The 17,869-nt window shown below is 66.5% G+C and carries 17 protein-coding genes and 1 tRNA gene; 8 read left to right on the forward strand and 10 right to left on the reverse strand.

Features of this window, described 5'->3' with window-relative positions; genetic code table 11:
• Window positions 1–1,554 (reverse strand): carboxyl transferase domain-containing protein, encoded by a 1,554-nt coding sequence (locus AB0876_RS26605; RefSeq protein ID WP_526043353.1) that lies wholly within the window; start codon window positions 1,552–1,554, stop codon window positions 1–3.
• A 70-nt stretch (window positions 1,555–1,624) separates the two neighbouring features.
• Here AB0876_RS26605 and AB0876_RS26610 point away from each other — a divergent pair, with 70 nt between their 5' ends.
• Window positions 1,625–2,218, forward strand: coding sequence for an SACE_7040 family transcriptional regulator (locus AB0876_RS26610; protein WP_491841147.1), 594 nt, complete (start codon window positions 1,625–1,627; stop codon window positions 2,216–2,218).
• Here AB0876_RS26610 and AB0876_RS26615 read toward each other — a convergent pair.
• A complete protein-coding gene (locus tag AB0876_RS26615; protein WP_526043354.1) occupies window positions 2,215–4,092 on the reverse strand; it encodes an alpha/beta hydrolase family protein in 1,878 nt (625 codons plus the stop codon). The two genes, AB0876_RS26610 and AB0876_RS26615, sit on opposite strands and share 4 nt — an antisense overlap.
• 104 nt (window positions 4,093–4,196) lie before the next feature.
• On the opposite strand from AB0876_RS26615, the gene AB0876_RS26620 reads away from it, so the two are divergent.
• Window positions 4,197–4,964, forward strand: coding sequence for an MmpS family transport accessory protein (locus AB0876_RS26620; RefSeq protein WP_526043355.1), 768 nt, complete (start codon window positions 4,197–4,199; stop codon window positions 4,962–4,964).
• Window positions 4,965–4,971: 7 nt separating this feature from the next.
• Here AB0876_RS26620 and AB0876_RS26625 read toward each other — a convergent pair whose 3' ends face one another.
• The gene (locus AB0876_RS26625) at window positions 4,972–6,270 is read right to left on the reverse strand and encodes an MFS transporter (protein ID WP_526043356.1); all 1,299 of its coding nucleotides are present in this window, start codon (window positions 6,268–6,270) and stop codon (window positions 4,972–4,974) included.
• A 43-nt stretch (window positions 6,271–6,313) separates the two neighbouring features.
• Here AB0876_RS26625 and cmrA point away from each other — a divergent pair, with 43 nt between their 5' ends.
• Complete coding sequence (cmrA, locus tag AB0876_RS26630) at window positions 6,314–7,120, forward strand: mycolate reductase (protein WP_055115808.1); 807 nt, start codon at window positions 6,314–6,316, stop codon at window positions 7,118–7,120.
• Window positions 7,121–7,210: 90 nt separating this feature from the next.
• On the opposite strand, the gene AB0876_RS26635 is transcribed toward cmrA, so the two are convergent.
• Complete coding sequence (locus AB0876_RS26635; RefSeq protein WP_491841143.1) at window positions 7,211–8,794, reverse strand: helicase HerA-like domain-containing protein; 1,584 nt, start codon at window positions 8,792–8,794, stop codon at window positions 7,211–7,213.
• 117 nt (window positions 8,795–8,911) lie between these two features.
• Between AB0876_RS26635 and orn the strand changes: the two genes are divergently transcribed.
• Both orn and AB0876_RS26645 read left to right on the forward strand, forming a co-directional pair.
• Entirely contained in the window at window positions 8,912–9,559 is a 648-nt protein-coding gene (gene orn, locus AB0876_RS26640; RefSeq protein WP_491841142.1) for an oligoribonuclease, read from the forward strand.
• Window positions 9,560–9,600: 41 nt separating this feature from the next.
• Window positions 9,601–9,673 (forward strand) — tRNA-His (locus tag AB0876_RS26645).
• Window positions 9,674–9,735: 62 nt separating this feature from the next.
• Here AB0876_RS26645 and AB0876_RS26650 read toward each other — a convergent pair.
• The gene (locus tag AB0876_RS26650; RefSeq protein ID WP_526043357.1) at window positions 9,736–10,635 is read right to left on the reverse strand and encodes a TIGR03619 family F420-dependent LLM class oxidoreductase; all 900 of its coding nucleotides are present in this window, start codon (window positions 10,633–10,635) and stop codon (window positions 9,736–9,738) included.
• A gap of 59 nt (window positions 10,636–10,694) precedes the next feature.
• Window positions 10,695–11,318, reverse strand: coding sequence for an NADPH-dependent F420 reductase (locus AB0876_RS26655; protein WP_526043358.1), 624 nt, complete (start codon window positions 11,316–11,318; stop codon window positions 10,695–10,697).
• A gap of 89 nt (window positions 11,319–11,407) precedes the next feature.
• Here AB0876_RS26655 and AB0876_RS26660 point away from each other — a divergent pair, with 89 nt between their 5' ends.
• On the forward strand, window positions 11,408–11,893 hold the full coding sequence (locus AB0876_RS26660; RefSeq protein WP_526043359.1) for a MarR family winged helix-turn-helix transcriptional regulator: 486 nt from the start codon (window positions 11,408–11,410) through the stop codon (window positions 11,891–11,893).
• A 59-nt stretch (window positions 11,894–11,952) separates the two neighbouring features.
• Here the strand turns inward: AB0876_RS26660 and AB0876_RS26665 are convergent, their stop codons facing one another.
• Both AB0876_RS26665 and AB0876_RS26670 read right to left on the reverse strand, forming a co-directional pair.
• Complete coding sequence (locus AB0876_RS26665; RefSeq protein WP_526043360.1) at window positions 11,953–13,485, reverse strand: PPE family protein; 1,533 nt, start codon at window positions 13,483–13,485, stop codon at window positions 11,953–11,955.
• A gap of 562 nt (window positions 13,486–14,047) precedes the next feature.
• A complete protein-coding gene (locus AB0876_RS26670) occupies window positions 14,048–14,818 on the reverse strand; it encodes an SDR family oxidoreductase (protein WP_526043361.1) in 771 nt (256 codons plus the stop codon).
• A gap of 141 nt (window positions 14,819–14,959) precedes the next feature.
• Here AB0876_RS26670 and AB0876_RS26675 point away from each other — a divergent pair, with 141 nt between their 5' ends.
• Together AB0876_RS26675 and AB0876_RS26680 are read left to right on the forward strand one after the other, a co-directional pair.
• Window positions 14,960–15,646: a DUF899 family protein gene (locus tag AB0876_RS26675; RefSeq protein WP_526043362.1), complete on the forward strand. Its 687-nt coding sequence runs from the start codon at window positions 14,960–14,962 to the stop codon at window positions 15,644–15,646.
• Complete coding sequence (locus AB0876_RS26680; RefSeq protein ID WP_526043363.1) at window positions 15,643–16,122, forward strand: SRPBCC family protein; 480 nt, start codon at window positions 15,643–15,645, stop codon at window positions 16,120–16,122. The genes AB0876_RS26675 and AB0876_RS26680 overlap by 4 nt, the downstream gene beginning before the upstream one ends.
• On the opposite strand, the gene AB0876_RS26685 is transcribed toward AB0876_RS26680, so the two are convergent.
• Entirely contained in the window at window positions 16,123–16,485 is a 363-nt protein-coding gene (locus tag AB0876_RS26685; RefSeq protein WP_526043364.1) for a nuclear transport factor 2 family protein, read from the reverse strand. It lies immediately after the preceding gene.
• A gap of 85 nt (window positions 16,486–16,570) precedes the next feature.
• Window positions 16,571–17,791 (reverse strand): Ig-like domain-containing protein, encoded by a 1,221-nt coding sequence (locus AB0876_RS26690; RefSeq protein WP_526043365.1) that lies wholly within the window; start codon window positions 17,789–17,791, stop codon window positions 16,571–16,573.
• Window positions 17,792–17,869 lie beyond the last annotated feature (78 nt).

Below are 17,869 nucleotides of genomic sequence, written 5' to 3' on the forward strand. Positions count from 1 at the left end.
TCACATCCGGAATACGCCGTAGGAGACCGGCTCCAGCGGAGCCTGGCCGACAACCGAAAGAGCAAGTCCGAGCACAGTTCTGGTGTCGGCCGGGTCGATCACCCCGTCGTCCCAGAGCCGGGCCGTCGAGTAGTACGGGTTGCCCTGGTGCTCGTACTGGGCGCGGATCGGCGCCTTGAACTGCTCTTCTTCCTCGGCGCTCATGTCGCCGCGCACCGTGGCCAGCACCGAAGCGGCCTGCTCGCCGCCCATCACCGAGATGCGGGCATTGGGCCACATCCACAGGAACCGTGGCGAATAGGCACGCCCGCACATCGAGTAGTTGCCGGCCCCGTAGGAGCCGCCGATCACCACGGTCAGCTTCGGCACCCGGGCACAGGCCACCGCGGTGACCATCTTGGCGCCGTGCTTGGCGATGCCGGAGGCCTCGTAGTCGCGGCCGACCATGAACCCGGCGATGTTCTGCAGGAACAGCAGCGGTGTCTTGCGCTTGTCACACAGCTCGATGAAATGCGCTCCCTTGAGCGCGGATTCGCCGAACAGCACACCGTTGTTGGCGACGATGCCGACCGGGTGGCCGTGGATGTGGGCGAACCCGGTGACCAGCGTGGTGCCGTACTCGGCCTTGAACTCGCTGAACTCGCCACCGTCGACGATCCGGGTGATCACCTCGTGCACGTCATACGGCACGCGGGAGTCGACCGGGACCACGTCGTAGAGCTCGGTCTGGTCGGCGACGGCGTCCACGGTGGGCGTCACGGCCCACGGCGGGGCCTCGGCCGGCCCCAGGGTGGCGACGATGTTGCGCACGATCCGCAGCGCGTCCCGGTCGTCGTGAGCCAGGTGGTCGGTGACACCGGAGGTCTTGGAATGCAGGTCCCCGCCGCCGAGGTCCTCGGCGGTGACGACCTCACCGGTGGCGGCCTTCACCAGCGGCGGACCGCCCAGAAAGATCGTGCCCTGGTTACGCACGATGACGGCCTCATCGCTCATCGCAGGCACGTAGGCGCCACCCGCGGTGCACGAGCCGAGCACCGCGGCGATCTGCGCGATGCCCTGCGCGCTCATCGTGGCCTGGTTGTAGAAGATCCGGCCGAAGTGTTCGCGGTCGGGGAACACCTCATCTTGACGCGGCAGGAAGGCACCGCCGGAGTCGACGAGATAGATGCACGGCAGTTTGTTCTGCAGCGCGATCTCCTGCGCACGCAGGTGCTTCTTGACCGTGACCGGGTAGTACGTGCCGCCCTTGACGGTCGCATCGTTGGCCACGATCAGGCATTCCCGGCCCGACACCCGGCCGATGCCCGCGATCATCCCGGCACCGGGACATTCGTCGTCATACATCCCGTCGGCAGCCAGTGCGGCGATCTCCAGGAACGGGCTGCCCGGGTCCAGCAGCCCGTCAACCCGGTCCCGGGGCAGCAATTTGCCCCGGTCGACGTGGCGTTGACGGGCTCGCTCGGGGCCGCCGAGTGCGGCGGTGGCGAGCTTGGCGCGCAACTGCCCAACCAGCGCCTGATGCTCGTCGCGGTGCGATGACAAGGCAGCTCCCATTTCGGTTAATGACAACTAACTCGTGTTAGGTTAGTTTTCATTAACTGAGTTGTCTACCCCCGGAGGCGCCATGTCCGACAGCGCCGTCACCCGTCGCAGCAAGGCCAAGTCCGACCGCCGCAGCCAACTGATCGCTGCCGCCGAACGGCTTGTGGCCGAACGCGGTTACCTCGCGGTACGCCTGGAGGACATCTGCTCTGCGGTCGGCATCTCCGGGCCGGCCATCTACCGGCACTTCCCCAACAAAGAGGCCCTGCTGGTCGAACTGCTGGTCGGGATCAGTACCCGCCTGCTCGCGGGAGCGCAGGAGGTCACCGCCCGCAGCGCCCCGCCCGCAGACACCCTGAACGGCCTCGTGGATTTCCATCTCGACTTCGTCTTCGGCGAGCCCGACCTGATCCGCATCCAGGACCGCGACCTGGCCCATCTCCCCGACGCCGCCAAGCGCCAGGTGCGGCGGTCCCAGCGACAGTACGTCGAGATCTGGGTGGCGGTCCTGACCCAGGTGAACCCGGATCTGGCCGAGGACGACGCCCGCGTCATGGCTCACGCCGCGTTCGGCCTGCTGAACTCCACCCCCTACAGCGTGAGACCCGCTGTCCCCAAGACACATTCACGTGCGGTACTGCGCCGGATGACGCTGGCCGCGCTCACCGCCGACTAGACACCGAACGCCTTGGACAGCCAGCGGGTCGCCACATCGACCAGCACGGCGCGGTTCTCCCGCTTGACGATCTCGTGGCCGTCGTCGTCGAAGATCAGCAGTTCTGCGGTGCGCCCGAGCGCCATCAGTGCCTCGTACATCTGACGGGATTCATCGGGCGGCACGTTCGTGTCGTTGCCGCCGTGCACCAGCAGCAGCGGGGCGATCATGGCATCCGCCCTCGGCAGCGGCGAAAGCCGTTCCAGCAGATCACGATCCGCCACCGGATGGCCGTATTCGGGGTAGGACGCCGCGGCGATCCACTGCTCGGTGGTGTGATAGAAGCTGTTCAGGTCGCTCATCCCGCAGATGCTGATGCCGGCGACGAACAGTTCCGGGTGGAAAGCCAACGCCGCCTGGGTCAGATAGCCGCCGTACGACCACCCGGTACAGGCCAGCCGATCGGCCGGCGCGACACCCTGGTCCACCAGATACTGCGCGCAATCGGCGACATCGTCGATCGCGGCGAACCGCAGCTCCTTGTCGTCGGCGTGCACGAAAGCCCGGCCGAACCCGCCCGAGCCGCGCACGTTCGGCGTCAGCACCGCAAAACCCGCCTCCAGCAGCGCCGGGAAGATCTCGTTGTATTCCGGCCGCGCCTGCCCCTCGGGGCCGCCATGCAGGAACATCACCGCACCCACCGTCTCGCCCTGCGGCCGGTACAACCACCCGGTGAGCTGCAGCCCGTCGCGTGCGGTGATCCGCTCCAAGGTCGGCGCCGCGGTCAGGGGCCCGCTGCTGGGCTCCCGGTCGATCCGCTCCCATTCCAGCGAACGCGGGTCGACGAGTTCGACGGTGCGCGGCAGCGACGGCCCCTGCACGGTCACCGCCACCATGGACCCGCCCGCGCTGATGCTGAGCTCACCGGCGACCGGACCGGGCATGGGAATCGGTGCCGACAGCGATTCGTCGGCATACTCCAGGACCTGCAACTCGCTGCGGCCGTCGATGTTCCACAACAACGCGACGGTGGACAGATCGTCACTGACCACGAACTCGTCGAGCTCGTAGCCGGCCCGCTCGGCCACGACGTGATACGTCACACCTTCGGCGGTCACCGTCACCTCCAGCAGACGGGCGTGCGCGGCGCCGTTGTCACTGCGGATCAGGGCCCGCACAAAGCCTTCGGTGCTGCCCGGCTCATAGGTGCTGGCCGGGTAGTACAGGGTGGTCTCACCGTCGAAGCCGCTGCGGAGCCTTCGCGGGGTGTGATCATCGAGGATCACACCGAAATCGGTGACCGACCCGGGATCCGATGGCAGCAGCGCGATCTCGGTCAGGCCCCACAACATGATGAGCTCCTGGTACCCGCGCGGCCCGACCCGCACCAGCGAGGCGCCCGCCCACGCGTCGACCAGCCGGCCGCCCGACCGTCGGTCGAGTATGAGGGTGCCACCGGTGGCCGGATCGATCAGGCACGAGCTGCCGACGCCGTCCTCTCCGGTGAGGATCGCCGCGACCTGGGTGCCGTCCCAACTGATCAGTTCGGCGGTGCCCTCCGCGTCGGGCGGCCAGTAGTCGATCCGGCGCGCGTCACGGTCGTCGGGATCGGTCGTCACCACCCAGATCTGGCTGCGGGTCCCACCTTCGGGTGCCACCTGGCACGCCAGCCAGTGGCCGTCGGCGGAATGGATGACCTTCGTCACGGGCCCGACCACGGGCAGCTCGACGTCGCGCGAGGAACTGGCCCGCCACCCGCGCAGGAAGCGCTGCACCGCCCGCGGATAGCCGCCATCGTCGACCAAGTGGGCAAATGCCGTCGCATCCGGTGACAACGACGCGCCGTAGTTCACCCGCACATGCCGATCTGCGGCCACCTCGCGTCCTCCCGTCATCTGCGCAGTCCACTCCAGCATCTCTCATCACCACGCGATCCCTGGGACCTCGGCCGCAGCGGACTGAGCATCCGCACAGGTACCCTCGCAGCCATGAGGTGGGCATGACCGATTCACCACGCCGCGACGGGTCCGAGCCGACCCAATCGTTCGGTAGCGGCTACCCCGTGGACTATCCAGATCCGGCGTACTCGAACCAGCCGCCGTATCAGGGCGCGTACCCGGCTGTGCCCGGTCCGGCGCCGCAGGCAGCCCCGAATCCCACCCAACAGCTACCGCCCTACTCTCCCTACGGGCATGACGCGGGCGCAACCGGCCAGCCGCCGGGCGCTCCCACTCCGCCGGGAACCCCGCCGGAGCCCGACGGCCCCGAGCCCCGGCTCTGGTTGTGGATCCTGGCTGCCGTGGCGGTCCTGGTCGCGCTGGGCCTCGTCGTCGCACTGGTGATCGCCAACGGCTCCAGCCAGGAGACCGTGGTCGCGCCGCAACCGATCACCCCGCAGCCCAGCTTCAGCACGTCACCGAAGACACCCACCACGACCTCGCGGGCGCCCCGCCCGGTCCCGGCGCCCACCACGGCCCCACCCACGGAGACCACGCCCGGGCCCACCGAGACGGTCACCTACGAGGTCGCCGGTGAGGGCCGGGCCATCAACATCACCTACCTGGACACCGGCAACGTGCTGCAAACGGAGTTCAACGTCATGCTGCCCTGGAGCAAGCAGGTCGAACTGGCTCAACCGGCGACCGAGACCGCCAGCGTGAGCGTCGTGAACTTCGGCCCCGAGGTGGCGTGCACCGTGACCGTCAACGGCGTGCAGACCCAACATCGGACCGGCTCGGGAATCACCATCTGCGTCGGTACGGCCTGAGCCCGGCTCAGTGCGCCGGCACGGCGGGGCTGGGCTGCCGTGCCGGCACCCGCACGGCCAACATGCCCGCCAGTCCCAGCGCCAGCACCAGCACCAGTCCGCCCATCCCGGCCCGGTCGGCGCCGAACACATTGATGAAAATGGAGAACAGCAACGGCGCCAGGGGGGACGCTGCGCGTCCGACGGTGGTGTAGAGCCCGAACGCGACGCCCTCCTTGCCGTCCGCGGTGATCCGCAGCATCAAGGTGCGGGCCGAGGCCAGCGTCGGCCCGATGAACAGACACAGCAACAGGCCGCACGCCCAGAAGGCCACCGGTCCTGACAGCACCAGCAAGGCCAGCCCCACCGCGATCAGGGAGACCAGCGATCCGACGATGACGGACTTGGAACCGATCCGGTCATCGAGCTGCCCACCGATGACGGCCCCGAGCGCGGCGATCACACAGGCACTGATCCCGAACAACAGCACGTCTGCCTCGGAGATGCCGTAGACGCTGACCCCCAGCACCGCGCCGAAGGTGAACACCCCGGCCAGCCCATCGCGGAACACCGCGCTGGCGAGCAGGTAGTAGACGACGTTGTGGTCGCGTTGCCACTCGCCGCGGATCTCGGACCACAACTTGCGGTAGGCGCCGAAGAAGCCGACCCGCTCAACAGGGGGCGCATCTTTCACCGGCGGCACCATCACGAACAACGGCAGCGCGAACAACGCAAACCAGACCGCGGTGAGCAGCATCACCGCTCGCACGTTCTGTCCGTCTTCGGTCTGGATGCCCAGCATCCCCCCGTCACCGGCCATGAATCCGACGTAGGCCAGCAGCAACAGCACGACGCTGCCCCCGTAGCCCATCGCCAGGCCGAGCCCGGAGATCCGCCCTGACGTCTCCGGGGTGGACAGCTGTCGCAGCATGGCGTTGTAGGGCACGGTGGCCAGCTCGTTGCAGGCCGCGGTGCAGGCCAACAGGATCAACCCCGGCAGAAGGTAACGGTGGTCGTCGCGGATCAGGCTCATCGCCGCGGTGAACGCCACGGCGGCACCCGTCATCACCGCCAGTACCCGACGCCGCCGCTGCGGCGCGTCGACCCAGATCCCGACGGCGGGCGCCAGCAGAGCCACCGCGAGACCGACGGCGAACATGGCCCAGCCCAGCCAACTGGCCGGCGAGGTGTCGCCGGGCAAGTCCGATCCGACGCCTTTCGTCAGATACACCGAGAACACAAACGTGATGACGATGGCGTTCAGCCCAGTCGCGCCGCAGTCCCACAGTGCCCACGCGAGCACCCTCGCCCGCCGGGGGTTAGTCATGACCGACACCTTATGGGTTCGGGCGCCTTCTAGGATTGGCCGCATGCCAGTACCCGCACCCAGTCCGGATGCCCGTGCCGTCGTCACCGGCGCCTCGCAGAACATCGGCGAAGCGTTGGCCACCGAACTCGCTGCCCGCGGCCACCACCTGATCATCACCGCCCGACGGGAGGACGTACTGACGTCACTCGCGCAGCGCCTCACCGAGCGTTACGGGGTCACCGTCGAGGTGCGCGCCGTCGACCTCGCCGATCCCGCGGCCCGAGGCGTCCTGTGCGACGAACTCGCCCAGCGCGAGATCTCGATCCTGTGCGCCAACGCGGGCACCGCGACCTTCGGCCCGGTCAACGACCTCGACCCGGCCGGTGAGAAGGCACAGGTGCAGCTGAATGTGCTCGGTGTCCACGATCTGGTTTTGGCGGTGCTGCCCGGAATGGTCAAGCGCGGCTCCGGCGGCATCCTGACCTCAGGCTCGGCGGCCGGTAATTCACCGATCCCCAACAACGCCACCTACGCGGCGACCAAGGCGTTCGCCAATACCTTCAGCGAGTCACTGCGCGGCGAACTCAAGGGCGCGGGCGTACACGTCACGGTGCTGGCGCCGGGCCCGGTGCGTACCGACCTGCCCGACGAGTCCGAGCAGTCTCTGGTCGAGCGGCTGATCCCCGACTTCCTGTGGATCTCAACCGAATACACCGCCAAGCTGTCGCTGGACGGTCTGGAGAAGAACAAAATGCGGGTGGTGCCCGGCGTGACCTCCAAGGCCATGTCGATGGCCAGCGGATACGCACCGCGGGCGATCGTCACCCCGATCGTGGGCGCCGTGTACAAGAAGCTCGGCGGCGGCTAGAGCTTCCCACCCCTCTGCGGCGAAACGGCATTCCAGCAGCGAAATATCGAGTAACGCCCTGCCGGAATGCCGTTTCGGCGGATACGCGGACTACCGGCGGCGGCCCGTCCCGAAGATGCTGCGGGTGATCTCGCGACCGATCACGGTGCCCGCCGAGCGCATGGCGCTCTTGAACGCCGAGCTCTTGAGCACCTGCTCGAGCATCCCCGGCTCGGCCGGTTGCGCCGGGGCCGGCATGGCCTCGATCTCACCTGACGCCTCGACACCGCCGAAGCCGCCCGGATCCTCCGGCGACGGTGGCGGGGCCAGCTTGGCGGCCAGTTGCTCGTAGGCCGAATCCCGGTCCACCGTCTGGCCATACGTCGCCTGCAGCGGGCTGGCCTTGGCGGCAGCGGTGATCGCGTCATTGCCGATCGTGTCCATCAACGACCGCGGCGCCCGCATCCTCGTCCACGCCACCGGCGTCGGCGCACCCTTCTCCGAGAGCACCGTGACCACAGCCTCGCCGATACCCAACGACGTCAGCGCCTTCTCCAGGTCGTAGACATCGGTCTTCGGGTATGTGCGCACGGTCTTCGACAGCGCCTTCTGGTCGTCCGGGGTGAAGGCGCGCAACGCATGCTGCACCCGGGCACCCAGCTGTGAGAGCACCTCGTTGGGCACATCGGTGGGCAGCTGCGTGCAGAAGAACACGCCGACGCCCTTGGAGCGGATCAACTTGACGGTCTGCTCGACCTGCTCCAGGAACGCCTTGGACGCGTCGGTGAAAAGCAGATGCGCCTCATCGAAGATGAAGACCAACTTCGGCTTGTCGATGTCACCGACCTCGGGCAGCGACGTGAACAGATCGGCCAGCACCCACATCAGGAACGTCGAGAACATCACCGGACGCGCGGCCTGCGAACCCAACTCCAGCAGGCTGATGATGCCGCGGCCCTGCGCGTCGGTGCGCAGCAGATCCTTGGGCTCGAGTTCCGGTTCGCCGAAGAACGAATCGGCGCCCTCGGCCTCCAGGTTGACCAGGGCCCGCAGGATGACACCCGCCGTCGTAGTCGACACCGCGCCCAGGGCCTTGAGCTCGGGCTTGCCCTCGTCGCTGGTGAGGAACTGGATCACCGAACGCAGGTCCTTGATGTCCAGCAGCGGCAAGCCCTTCTGATCGGCCCAGTGGAAGATCAGGCCGAGCGTGGACTCCTGAGTTGCGTTGAGCCCCAGAACCTTTGACAGCAGGATCGGTCCGAAGCTGGTGATCGTGGCCCGCACCGGGACCCCGATCCCTTCGGTGCCCAGCGACAGGAACTCCACCGGGAAGGCTGTCGGCGCCCAGCTGTCGCCGGTGTCCTTGGCCCGCTGCGCGGTCTTGTCGTTGGCCTCGCCGGGCTTCGACAGTCCCGACAGATCGCCCTTCACGTCGGCCATCACCACCGGGACACCCGCCGCGGACAACTGCTCGGCGATCACCTGCAGCGTCTTGGTCTTGCCGGTACCCGTGGCACCCGCGATCAAGCCGTGCCGGTTGACCGTGGCCAGCGGGATGCGGACCTGCGCGCTCGGGTCGACAGTGCCGCCTGCGTCGTCGGGGACGAAAACAGTTCCCAGCTCCAACGCCCGGCCTTCGACTGCGTAACCGGCAGCAATCTGCTGCGCGGGGGTGGCTGTCGATTCGGTGGTCATGCCGCGGTCCTCCCAGTTTTCGCGAACGAGCCAATCGGGGTTTGACACTACTTGTCAGGCGGCGCGCGCGGTCGGTGTGACGGCTCGTTGTCACGTGTAGGAATACTGTGGATCTTCGTGCGAGACGAACTGGTATGGATCGACTGCGAGATGACCGGCCTGGACCTCAAGTCCGATCGGCTGATCGAGATCGCGGTTCTGGTAACCGACGCTGACCTGAACATCCTCGGTGACGGCCTTGACGTGGTCATTCACACCGACGACGAGGCGCTGTCCTCCATGGTCGACGTGGTCAAACAGATGCACACCAGGTCCGGGTTGATCGAAGAAGTCCGGGTGTCGACCGTCGACGTGGCCACCGCCGAGCAGATGGTGCTCGACTACATCCGCGAGCACGTCAAGACCGCCAAGGCCGCTCCCCTGGCCGGCAACTCGATCGCGACAGACCGTGGCTTCATCGCCCGCGACATGCCCAAACTCGACGATTACCTGCACTACCGGATGATCGATGTCAGCTCGATCAAGGAGCTGTGCCGCCGCTGGTACCCCCGGATCTACTTCGGCCAGCCGGAGAAAGGTCTCGCACACCGCGCCCTGGCCGACATCCACGAGTCGATCCGCGAACTCAAGTACTACCGCTCGACCGCGTTCGTCGCGCAGCCCGGGCCGTCTACCAGCGATATCGCTGCGATCGCCGCCGAGCTCGGCCCGCCGAAGGACGACGCGACCGAAACCGATTCGGCGGTACAGCACCCAAGCAGTTAGTATCTACGAGCCGCATATGCTCCAGAGGCAGAGCGGCGATGGTGGCTGTAGTTCAGTTGGTAGAGCACCAGGTTGTGATCCTGGCTGTCGCGGGTTCGAGTCCCGTCAGCCACCCCGATATCGGGAACGCCGTCTGCGCAAGCAGGCGGCGTTTCTGGTTTCCGGCGTCCTTGCCGTCAACCAATCCCAGGATCACTCCATCGAGCGATGATCTGACCGGCGAAATCAAGCATCTCGTCCAGGCTGGGGAACATGGCGAAGGGATCCACGATCGCCTCGTCGGCACCGGACCCGGCCAGACGCTCGAGCCTGTCGGCGACAGAGTCGACGGACGTGCCCGGATCGAGGTTGATCCGCATGGCCTTCTTCAGCGCGTCAGGATCGCGGCCGGCGTCCTTCGCCTCCCAGCGGGCAATCGACCACAGGTGGTCGGTGATCTCGTCCTGCAGTCCCTCGACTCCCAGCCAGCCGGTGCCGCTGCGGCCGACCCGGCGCATCGCCGCCTCGCTGACACCGCCGATCCAGATGGGCGGACCACCGGCCTGGACCGGGCGAAGGTCGGCATGCACCGGCGGCAGTGAGAAGAACTCGCTTTCCCAGGAAACCGGGGTCGTCGTCCACCACTCGTGCAGGAACGCCAACAGGTCGTCGAGCTGCCGCCCGCGCCGGCGCCAGTCCGCGCTGCGGGCGATGTCATGTTCGTCCTTCATCCACCCGATTCCCACGCCGACGTCAAGGCGGCCTTCGCTGAGCACGTCGAGTGTGGTCAGCATCCGGGCCAGGTGCACCGGCTCGTAGTAGAACGTGCTGAGCGTGCTGGCGTTCAGCCGCACCCGACTGGTTGCCGCCGCGGCGACCGTCCACAGCAGCACCGGGTCGAGGTAACGGGTCATCTGTCGCGGGTACGGCTGCTCTTTGCCCGGGTAGGTGCTGTGCATGTCGACCGGCGTGACCAGGCGATCGCCGACCCAGAGTGTGTCGTAGCCAAGGTCTTCGAGTCCGCGGCAGAACCCACTGAGACCCTCGGCGCTGCTGATTGCGGGCCCGACTATCGGAAGCGCGAAACCAAGCTTCATCAAGAAAATCCTTTCATTGATACGTCAACCACTACTGGGGTCCGGGCCGACGGTGCGGCTCAGGCGGGACGGGTGGCACCGAGGGCAAAGCCGAAGTCCCCCACCCCATTTCGGGCGAGGCCCATCATGACCAGGCCCGTTCCTTCCAGCCAGTGCGCCATGTTCAAGCCGCCTACGTCGAGCGGGCGCAGCCCGAGGCTCGCGATGAACTCCGTTACGTCTCCTTTCGCGCGCACGTCGTCGCCGGCGATGAAGACGTCGAGCGGCCGGCCCTGGTCGAGGACGACACCGAAGATGGTGTTGAACGCCTTCACCACGCTGGCGCTAGCCGGTGCCGCCTTGGCGACTTCCTGTGCGACTGAGGTGTCCTCGGGGATCGCCAGCCCGTCGGCCGCGGCATTGAAGGGGTTGCTGATGTCGACGATGACCTTGCCCGCCAGGGCGTCTCCGTACTGGGTGACGACCGGAACGACGTTCGCGTACAGGAGGGACATGATGACGATGTCCCCGGCCGGGACGGCGCCGAACTCTCCCGTCGTCGTCCTCCCGCCGAGCGCCTTGGCCAGGTCGGAGGCCTTGGTCTGATCTCGGCCGGTGATCTCGACGGTATTGCCACCCGCCACCGCCAGTGCGCCTATGGCGCGGGCCATGTTTCCGGTGCCGATGATGCTGATGCCGCTCATGAGATATCCAATCTGGTCAAAAAAGGTTGATGCATCAACCTTAAGCTGAATTGGGTGATGCGTCAACCAAAAGAGTTAGAATGGAGCCGATGGAACCGAACTGGCTGAGCCCGAGCGAAGACCGCGCCTGGCGGGCCTTCATGCATGCCCACCATCAACTCGTTGCGCACCTGAACAGAGGTCTGCAGGAATCGGGCCTATCCGGGGCCGATTACGAGGTCCTGGCGGTGTTGTCCGGTCACGACGGGGACCGCATGCCCGCCCACGAGCTGTGCAATGCACTGGACTGGGAGAAGAGCCGGGTCTCCCACCAGGTGCGGCGTATGCAGAACGACGGACTGATCAGCCGCGAGCCCAACCCCGACGACGCCCGCAGCACCATGGTCCGACTGCTACCGGCCGGCCGCGCCGCCATCGAGAAGGCAGCGCCCAGGCACGTCGACGACGTCCGCCGGAATTTCATCGACCTACTCAGCCCGGCCGAGCTCGACATGCTCGCCGCCCTCAACGAACGAGTCCTGCGCCATCTGGCCAAAGGCAACGACGACTCCCCCGCCGAAGGCGAGTCCTCGTAACCCTTGTCAGCCTGAGGATTTCAACTCCAGCCCAGGCCTCCCCCCGGGGCCGCTGGAGCTCAATCCTTGACGTCCGGGTCCCAGGTGGATGGCAACAGTGGCACCGTCGAACCATCGCCGAACTCGGCGCCGCCCAACGTCGTCAAGCCCGTCGTCGTCGCATCCTTCTGGTCCCGCGCACCGGAAAATCCCAGAGCCCCCGCACCGCGGTCCGAGGCCATCGGCGATGTCTCCGGAGCAGCATCCCCGGGCAGGTCAGCTTGCAGGTCCATGTATTCGTAGCCGTAGCCCTTCTCGCGTATCGCTGCGCGTCGCCGGCGGCGGGCGCGCGCCTCGCGGGCTGTTTCCCCGGCAGCGGCCACAGCGGCATCGGGTTCGGAAGCTTTCTTCTTGGCGGCGGCCGCGGCGTTGGCCCGGGCCGCGGCCGGAACGGCGGCGCCCGGCGCGCCGATCAGATAGGGCGGGAAGAATCCCGGTCCACCACCCGGAGCAGCCGACGGCGCCGATGCGGAGGCGACGGGTGCCGACGCCGACGCACCGGTCGAGGGGGCGGCGGGCGCCGACGGCGCGGTCGGAGCCGGCGTCCCGCTCGCCACCGTCGATGCGCTCCCGGCCGCCGGCCATGATTCAGGGTCGGTGCCGGCCGGAATTTCCGCCCCAACCAAGGCGGGCGGCTGGATTGCGGCCAGACCGGTGATCGCCCACCCCAGGTTGGCGATCACGACGCTCAGGGCGGGCTGAATCAGGGCCGGGGACAACTGAACAACGACCTGCAGCAGCTGCGCCGCATGGAACGCCATGTCGGCCAACACCATCGGCAGGTTGGTCAACAACGCAGCAGGGTCGTTCAGCAGGTTGTCGATCAGCAGGCCGATGTTCTCGATCTGCTCTTGGCCGACTTCCAGCCACCACCGCGGGTCCAGTGGGCTCAGGTCACCGTGGCCATGGTCGTCGTGGTCATGATCGTGGTCGCCGTCGTGATCGTGATCGTGGTCGCCGTCGTGGTCATGGTCATGGTCGTCGTCGTGATCATGGTCATCGTCGTGGTCATGTTCGTCGTGCAGGATCCGCGGCGCCGCCCGGGTGACTGGCGCGGATGCCACGGCCGTCTCGGAGACTCCTTGGTAGACGGTCATCGTGGTGGCGGCCTGGATCCACATCCGCACGTAGTCGGCCTCGTTCACCGCGATCGGGATGGTGTTGATCCCAAAGAAGTTGGTGGACACCAGGACCGCCTGCCGTGCATGGTTGGCGGCCAACTCGGCCAGGGTGGGCATCGCCGCCAATGCACTGGTATAAGCGGCGGCGGCGGTTTCATGCTGGACGGCGATCGCCGAGCTGTCGGCGCTGACCTGCTGCAACCACGCCAGATACGGCAGGTGAGCAGCCAGGTACTGTTCCGCACTCGGACCCTGCCATGCCCCCGCTTGCACCGCACCCAGCACTGCCGCGAGTTCTGCTGCCACCGCGGCATATTCGACGCTCAACGACGACCACGCGCCGGCCGCAGCCAACATCGCACCGGGACCCGGGCCGCTGGTCAGCAACGCTGAATGCACCTCTGGCGGTGAGGCCATCCATACCGCGACCATGAGGACCCTCCTTGTAGACCGGCTACCCGAAGCGTCCAAGCTATTGAATATGATTGTCATTATCAATGAATCATTTGAAACTCATAGAATGCCGAGCGGAAGCAGCGTCAACGGCAACGTCGCCACACCGACGTTTCATCGCGGACATCATGCATCGCGTGCGGGCAGCCCTGGCCCACCAAAGGGGCCCAAAGGCCTTGTGAGCGAAAGGCCCTCACGACCCTCGAGGTATCGCAGCGACCGGAGTCACCGGCCGAGTGAGTTGCGGACTATGGCGTGTCTGTTAATTGCTGACGCGGTAGAAGGTGGTGACGGATCCTCAGCCTGGCTGCCTCCGTGCCGAGTCTCGTGAATCGGACCTTGTCCGGGAAAATCAAGTCTCCCTGTGTGCCACAACACCATTCATATTGATTAGACATGCTCTACGTCTAGGATTGCGGCCACATGCTGGCAGTAATCCTAGGCGTAAGCGCTTTCAGGGTTGAATTAGCTGCGCTTTGGCCAGGGTCCGCTGCGACACCGTGGCCAGCGCCTTGGGTCTGCCGATTTTGTCAGACACACCCTAGTCCGCCGCGTCGACCCGCCGACGAATACGCGGCGCCAGTTGCACGATCTCGGGCACCACGGTCGGATTCTCGTAGGCGGTGGTCACCAGCGACACCAAGGTGTTGGCGACGTCGCGCAGGGCCGACATCCGGGCCGGCAGGGCCCCCTGGGCCACCCACGTCTTCACCAATTGGTCCAGCAGATCGCGGTCCGCACCGCGCAGGATCTCGGTGTCGTCGGTGGGGCCGACGCCCACCCGGATCAGCGACAGCTCGGGATGCTCGATGCGCCAGGAGTTCAGGATCTCGTCGAGCGCAGCCTTGCTCGCGCTGTAGGCCGCCACACCGGCCCGCGGACGGCCCACGTCATAGCTCGACGCGACCAGCACCACACCGTTCTCGGACAGCCGCGGTGTCGCCGCGCGCAGCACGTTGTTGGCACCCACGGTGTTGACGCTGAACGCGTGTAACCAAGTGGCCACATCGGTGTCCTCGATGTAGGCGAAGGGGATCACCGTGCTCGTGAACACCACGGCGTCCAGGCCGCCCAGCGCGTCCGCCGCCTCGTTGACCACACGACTGATGGCCGAGGAGTCCTCGACGTCGAGTTCGAAGGCGACGCCACCGATGGCGTCTGCCAGGGAATTCAGCAGGTCGACGCGTCGCGCGGCGACAGCGACCTTGGCGCCGCGTTCCGTGGCACTGACCGCAACAGCGTGGCCGATGCCCGAGGAAGCACCGACGACGAGGAGACGCAGCCCGGCTGCATCGGCTCGCTGACCGCTCATTCTGGATCAACCTCCATGGTTCATCTCAAGGTGTTAGGTCACCCTTCGCTCGTCGGACATTACCGGGTGCGATGAATTCCGGACGCTCGGCGGGTCCACTTAAGAGAACGAGATTCTCCGAGCAGCAGTCAGGAGCCCTTCATGACGACAGGAAAACCGCCGATAGTCGACCAGCAGGCGTGGCGCACCGCGCTCGACGATCTGCGGCACCGGGAGAAGGCCGCCACCCGGGAACTGGACGCGATCGCCGCCGCACGCCGCCGGTTGCCGATGGTGGAGCTGCCGGACTACACGCTGATCGGCGCAGAAGGCCCGGTGCGCCTGGCCGATGTGTTCGACGGACGCGCTCAGTTGATCACCTACCACCACATGTGGACCGACGGTGCCGAATGGCAGTGCGGCGGCTGTACGGGCTTCACGTCGCAGTTCACCCGTCTCGACTTCCTGGACAACTACGACGCCCGCTTCGTCATCGTCACCAACGGACCCATCGAGGAGGCGCTGGCCTACCGCGAGAAGGTCGGCAACCGCATGGACTGGTTCTCGTCATCCGAGAGCTCCTTCGGGTCCGACGTCGACGCCGCCCCGGGCGAAGGCTTCGCGGTCAACGTCTTCTTTCGCGACGGCGAAACCGTCTACCGCACCTGGCACACCAATGGCCGTGGCACAGAACAACTCAGCCACTCGTTCGCGCTGATCGACCTGCTGCCCTGGGGCCGGCAGGAACAGTGGCAGGACTCCCCCGACGGCTGGCCCAAACAGCCGACCTACTCGGGCTGGCTCGACAGCCCCGACATCGCCCACCTGTACGGAAAGGACTCCCTGTGACCACATCAACCGATCAGCAGCGCTACGTCGTCACCCGTACTACCTCCGCGTCGCCTGCCCAGGTGTTCGCCGTCCTGGCCAACCCGGCCCGGCATTGCGACACCGAGCCCGGCGACTGGGTGCGCGACGCGATCGACCCCGAACCGATCACGGGGACCGGCCAGATCTTCGCGGTCAACATGTTCCTACCGGCGGCCGGTGGCCACTACGTGATGCACAACCTGGTGACGGAGTTCGACCAGGACCGGACCATCGCGTGGTTACCCGGCCAGCTCGACGAGCAGGGCCACCATGCGCCCGGCGGCTGGTGGTGGCGGTACGACCTGGCCCCCAACGGGGACCAGACGGACGTCACTCTCACCTACGACTGGACCGACACTCCGCAGGGCTTCCGCGACCAGATCGGCGGGATGCCGCCATTCGGGTCCGACTTCCTCGACGAATCGCTTGCAGCACTGGATCGTTCATCGAAATAGTCAGGCCGGCACCTGGTCCAGGAACCCGAGAACGGTCTGGATCCGGCCCTCACCGTCAGTGGCGAGGACGTCGAATCCGACCACTACCGGATCGGCGTCGCGCGGACCGAGCCCCCACTGGAAACGCGCCTGCCGGTGGTGGGTATCGGGCCCGCTGACAAGGGTGAACACGAATCCCGGAAACTGGGAGTGGACGGCCTCGATGGCGCCCGAGATGCCGTCGTGCCCGCTCACCTCAGCCAGCGGATCGGTGTAGGTGACGCCCGCCGACCAATGCCGTTCCAACAGGGCCCGTCGTTCGACGGCATCGGTGGCATTCCAGGTGCTGAGGTACGCGGTGACGGTGTCATTGAGCTCGGCCATTTCGCCTCTTTCACGGTAATCGACTGGGACTCAGCCAGATTCACCGATCTGAAGCGGGATGTCGATTACCGCAGGGGTAATCGGGTCAGGTGCTGGCGTTGCCGGTGCGCCACCGGTCCCACGGGATGTTCCAGTCCCCCAGGCCCTCGGTCCCCGGCAACACCGAGCCCACTGTGTTGACGACCTCGACGATGTCGCCGCGTTTGGTGTTCTCGTAGAACCACCGGGCGTTCGCCGTGCTGACATTGAGGCAGCCATGGCTGACGTTGCTGTACCCCTGGCTGCCGACCGACCACGGGGCACCGTGCACGTAGATGCCGCTGTAGGACATCTGGGTCGCGAAGTCGACCTCGGTGCGATAACCGTTCGGCGAGTTGACCGGCACCCCGTAGGTGGAGGAATCCATCACCATATGGTCGAAACGATCGCCGACGATGTAGACGCCGTTGTTGGTCGGAGAACTGTTCTTACCCATGGAGATCGGCATGGCCTTGACGACCTCGCCGTTGCGCCGGACGGTCAGTGTCTTGGTGGTGTCATCGGCCTGCGCGATCACCTCGTCACCGATCGTGAAGTGGGTCGTGACGTTGCCCTGGCCGAACAGCCCATCGCCCAACGCGACACCGTAGGTGTTGACCGTGACGTCGACCGAGGTGCCAGGTTTCCAGTATTTCGCGGGCCGCCAACGGACTTCCCGGTTGTTGAGCCAGTAGAACGCACCTTCGACCGGCGGATCGGTCTTGACCGTGACGGCACGTTGGGCAGCCAGTCGATCGGAGATGTTCTCGTCGAACCGGATTGCCACCGGCTGCCCCACCCCGACCACTTCCCCGTTGTTCGGCAGGACATACGGCATCGTCAAGTTGGCCGGCGAGTGCGTCTCGAACCGCAGTCTGCGGTTGGCGACGCCACCGAGGCCCAGAGACTGCGCGTTGAGGGTGTACTGCTCGTTGTAGTCGAGCGGGTCGGTGGTGGACCACGTCAGCCCGTCGGCACTGAACTTGCCTGCGACGCTGGCGCCTTCTTCGTTGGTCATGGTGACGCCACCGAGCACACCGTTCTCCGCGCTCACCGTGACCGGCGCGTCGACGGTTACCCCGACCGCACCATCGGTCACCGAGGCGTTGACCCTGGGCACCAACAAATCCCCGTAGGGGGTGCCCTTGTCGGTGATCACCGGTGCCGGCCCCTGTGGGTCTTCACCCCCGCACGCGGTAAGCCCCAACATCATTGCCGGCACCATGGCAACCACTGCCCGCCGGAACACACCCCGATACGGACGGGTCACCGTCTGGGCCTGCCCCATGGTCGTCCTACCCCTCGGATGGTCGATAGCAAATTCTTGGCAATAGTCTAAGGGTTCCGGCCGGATCGGGCCGATCAG

The organism is Mycobacterium sp. NPDC049093 (genome assembly GCF_040704635.1).
Classification (GTDB): domain Bacteria; phylum Actinomycetota; class Actinomycetes; order Mycobacteriales; family Mycobacteriaceae; genus Mycobacterium.